The sequence below is a fragment of the Nocardia farcinica genome (assembly GCF_029867845.1).
Classification (GTDB): Bacteria; Actinomycetota; Actinomycetes; order Mycobacteriales; family Mycobacteriaceae; genus Nocardia; species Nocardia farcinica_A.
This window is the reverse complement of the sequence record NZ_JARWRU010000658.1, coordinates 1-2,547: the sequence shown is the minus strand read 5'-3', so window position 1 is coordinate 2,547 and position 2,547 is coordinate 1. Positions and strand designations below refer to the sequence as shown.

The window sequence follows — 2,547 nt, the reverse complement described above, 5'->3', positions numbered from 1 at the left end:
GGGGGGGGGGGGGGGGGGCGGGGGCCCGCCCCCCCCCCCCCCCGGGGGGTCGTGGGGGGGGGGGGGGGGGGGGCGCCCCCCCCCCGCGGCCCCCCCCCCCCCCCCGCACCTGGTGTCAGCCGGCCGTACGCAGACCCTCGTACTGGGCGGCGGCGAAACCACCGACCACCAGTGCCTGCAGGATCGCCCACACCGAGCCGACCGCGGTCAGGCCGAGTACCCCGGTGAGTACGACCACCACGCTGCCGACGGCCCAGGCGGCGTTGGCGCCGATCACCGCCAGGACGGCGGCACCGTTGACGCGGACGGGCAGGCCGACGACGGTCACGGCCACGGCGTAGACGAGCAGGAAGGCGCCGAGGCCGAGCGCCACGCCGCGGTCGAGGCCGAGCAGCGACTCCAATGGACCGGACAGGGCGAGATAGGCCAGGCCGTTGACGCCGGTGACGAGCGCGTCGGCGCGCAGGGCGAGGCGCAGCAGGCGATCACCTGACCCGAGCAGGGCGGACAGGCGGCCGGTGGAGGCGGGGGTGGAGGTGGTCATTGAGAGTCCTTCTGGACGGCGGGCGAGAGGTCACGGGCGGCCGATCAGGCGGCGGCCGGAACCTGGTCGAGGAAGCCGTAGACGCGGTCGATGCGGCCGCCGTCGAGGATGGCGACGTCGAAGCCGACGACCACCGCGGCGCCGTCGGCCGGCCCGAGTTCCCAGCGGAAGCGGGCCTGCTCGTGGTGGGCGTCGACCGGGCCGGCGAGCCGGAAGACCAGGCCGGGGAACTGCGACTGGACCGCGGCGATGCCGGCGTCGATGGCCTCGCGGCCGCTGAGGTCCATCAGCGGGTCGACGTAGGCGGGCCGGTCGGTGAAGACGCGGGCGATGGCCGCGCGGCGGGCGACGGGATCGGTGGTGTTCCAGATCGCCAGGTACTGGGCGACGAGGTCGTTCATGCTGTCTCTCCTCGGTGAGCCGGGGTTTTCCGGTGGGTACGGGAGAAACGGTAGGAGCGGTGGCCGGGTCGCCGAATCTGTCACGCATAAGTACTTTTCGGCCTCGGATGGGTACTCGGGCGGTCGCGATACCCACCCGCGACGCTCGGTTACGGTGGAGCCGTGCTGTACGGACGCGAGAGCGAGCAGGCGCGCATCGACGAGCTGCTGGCGCACGCGCGGACCGGGCACAGCGGGGCGCTGGTGCTGCGCGGTGAGCCCGGCGTCGGCAAGACCGCCCTGCTGGACTACGCGGCGGCTCAGGGACTGGCGACGGTCCGCAGCGCCGGGGTGGAGTCGGAGGCGGAACTGCCGTTCGCCGGGCTGCATCTGCTGGCACGTCCGACGGGGCCGCAGATGCGGCGGCTGATCCAGCGGTTGCCCGAACGCCAGCGCGCCGCCCTGTCCGGCGCGTTCGGTCTCGGTGCGAGCGCGCCAGGGGACCGGCTGTTCATCGGCTCGGCGGTGCTGTCGTTGCTGGCCGAGGAGGCGGCCGAGCATCCGCTGCTGTGCCTGATCGACGACGCGCACTGGCTCGACCACGCCAGCGCCGACGCGCTGCTGTTCGCCGCGAGGCGGCTCGACGCGGAGGGGGTGGCGCTGATCTTCGCCACCCGCGACGGGCCGGAGGACTTCCCCGCACCCGGGCTGCCGGAGCTGCACGTGGGCCCGCTGCGCCCGGATGCGGCCGCCGCGCTGCTCGACGCCACGGCGCCTGCGCTCGCCCCTGACGTCAGGATGCGCACATTGGGGGTGGCGGCGGGCAATCCGCTCGCCCTGCGCGAACTGCCCGGTGTGCTGGCCGACGCCGCCGACGAGGGACCGAATCCGCTGCCGTTGACCCAGCGGCTGCACGTGGCCTTCCACGGCCGGGTGAGCATGCTGCCCGCGGCCACCCGCACCACGCTGCTGGTGGCCGCGGCGGCCGGGACCACCGAGGCGGGACCGGTGCTGGCCGCGGCCGCCGAACTGGGCACCGGCCCGGAGGATCTGCGGCCCGCCGAGGAACTCGGGTTGATCGCCGCCGACGGCGGGCACCTGCGTCTGCGGCATCCGTTGCTGCGGTCGGCGATCTATCGGGGCGCGCCGTTGGGCGACCGGCTGGCCGCGCACCGGGCGCTGGCCGCGACCATGACCACCCCCGACCGTGCCGACCTGCGGGCCTGGCATCTGGCGCAGGCGGCCACCGGCCCGGACGACGAGGTGGCGGCCGCGCTGGAGGCCACCGCCGAACGGGCCCGCCTGCGCAACGGCCACCACGGGGCCGTGGCCGCCTACGAGCGGGCCGCCGCGTTGAGCACCGATGAGGCGGCACGGATTCGCAGGCTGGTGCTGGCCGCCGAAACCGCCGCCGAGGCAGGAGAATTCGATTCGGCCCTGCGGGCGGCGGCGCGGGCAGCGGACCGCACGCGCGATCCGTCGATCGCGGCCAGGCTCGACCTGGTGCGCGGCAGTGCGGAATTCGGCGCGGGGCGGCACCGCGCGGCGCACCGGCGGCTGCTGACGGCCGCGGCGGCGCTCACGGCCGCCGATGCGGGCCTCGCCGCGCGACTGCTCGGCCAG

General features: G+C 75.7%; 3 protein-coding genes. 1 reads left to right on the top strand and 2 read right to left on the bottom strand.

What is annotated here, in order from left to right; genetic code table 11:
* Positions 1-115 precede the first annotated feature (115 nt).
* Both QH283_RS14570 and QH283_RS14565 read right to left on the bottom strand, forming a co-directional pair.
* Positions 116-544 (bottom strand): hypothetical protein, encoded by a 429-nt coding sequence (locus QH283_RS14570; protein ID WP_280503538.1) that lies wholly within the window; start codon positions 542-544, stop codon positions 116-118.
* Positions 545-588: 44 nt separating this feature from the next.
* Positions 589-945 (bottom strand): nuclear transport factor 2 family protein, encoded by a 357-nt coding sequence (locus QH283_RS14565; protein WP_280503537.1) that lies wholly within the window; start codon positions 943-945, stop codon positions 589-591.
* 162 nt (positions 946-1,107) lie between these two features.
* Here QH283_RS14565 and QH283_RS14560 point away from each other — a divergent pair.
* Positions 1,108-2,547 (top strand): ATP-binding protein (locus QH283_RS14560; protein WP_280503536.1); only part of this gene is annotated, 1,440 nt, incomplete at its 3' end.